At 52.8% G+C, this 1,521-nt stretch carries 1 rRNA gene; it reads right to left on the bottom strand.

The window, feature by feature from the left end:
• Positions 1–27 precede the first annotated feature (27 nt).
• Positions 28–1,521, bottom strand: a 23S ribosomal RNA gene (locus tag L9G74_RS19805); the annotation flags it as partial.

Below are 1,521 nucleotides of genomic sequence, written 5' to 3'. Positions count from 1 at the left end.
TCAAGGCTTAAAACCCATCGGGGTTGTATGGTTAAGCCGCACGAGTCATTAGTACAGGTTAGCTAAACGCCTCACAACGCTTACACACCCTGCCTATCTACGTCCTGGTCTTGAACGGCTCTTTAGTGGACTCTAAGTCCAAGGGATGACTCATCTTGAGGCTCGCTTCCCGCTTAGATGCTTTCAGCGGTTATCGATTCCGAACGTAGCTACCGGGCAATGCCATTGGCATGACAACCCGAACACCAGCGGTTCGTCCACTCCGGTCCTCTCGTACTAGGAGCAGCCCCTCTCAATCATCCAACGCCCACGGCAGATAGGGACCGAACTGTCTCACGACGTTCTGAACCCAGCTCGCGTACCACTTTAAATGGCGAACAGCCATACCCTTGGGACCGACTTCAGCCCCAGGATGTGATGAGCCGACATCGAGGTGCCAAACACCGCCGTCGATATGAACTCTTGGGCGGTATCAGCCTGTTATCCCCGGAGTACCTTTTATCCGTTGAGCGATGGCCCTTCCATTCAGAACCACCGGATCACTATGACCTACTTTCGTACCTGCTCGACGTGTCTGTCTCGCAGTTAAGCTGGCTTGTGCCATTACACTAACCGTACGATGTCCGACCGTACTTAGCCAACCTTCGTGCTCCTCCGTTACTCTTTAGGAGGAGACCGCCCCAGTCAAACTACCCACCAGGCACTGTCCCTAACCCCGATAAGGGGCCAAGGTTAGAACACCAACACTGCAAGGGTGGTATTTCAAGGTCGACTCCATCAGGACTAGCGTCCCAACTTCAAAGTCTCCCACCTATCCTACACATGCAGGGTCAATGTTCAGTGCCAAGCTATAGTAAAGGTTCACGGGGTCTTTCCGTCTAGCCGCGGGTATACGGCATCTTCACCGCAATTTCAACTTCACTGAGTCTCGGCTGGAGACAGCGTGGCCATCATTACGCCATTCGTGCAGGTCGGAACTTACCCGACAAGGAATTTCGCTACCTTAGGACCGTTATAGTTACGGCCGCCGTTTACCGGGGCTTCGATCATGAGCTTCTCCGAAGATAACCCAATCAATTAACCTTCCGGCACCGGGCAGGCGTCACACCGTATACTTCCTCTTGCGAGTTCGCACAGTGCTGTGTTTTTGATAAACAGTTGCAGCCACCTGGTATCTGCGACTCCCGTCAGCTTAGAGAGCAAGTCTCATCACCAACAGGAGCGTACCTTCTCCCGAAGTTACGGTACCATTTTGCCTAGTTCCTTCAGCCGAGTTCTCTCAAGCGCCTTGGTATTCTCTACCCGACCACCTGTGTCGGTTTGGGGTACGATTTCTACTCACCTGAAGCTTAGAAGATTTTCCTGGAAGCATGGCATCAACTACTTCATCACCTTAGTGACTCGTCATCAGCTCTCAGTGTAAATGTGCCCGGATTTGCCTAAGCACAACACCTACCACCTTAAACGCGGACTACCAACGCCGCGCTAGCCTAGCCTTCTCCGTCTCTCCATCGCAGTGAG

The sequence above is a fragment of the Shewanella electrica genome (assembly GCF_022321485.1).
Classification (GTDB): domain Bacteria; phylum Pseudomonadota; class Gammaproteobacteria; order Enterobacterales; family Shewanellaceae; genus Shewanella; species Shewanella electrica.
This window is presented reverse-complemented; position numbering and strand designations above follow the sequence as displayed.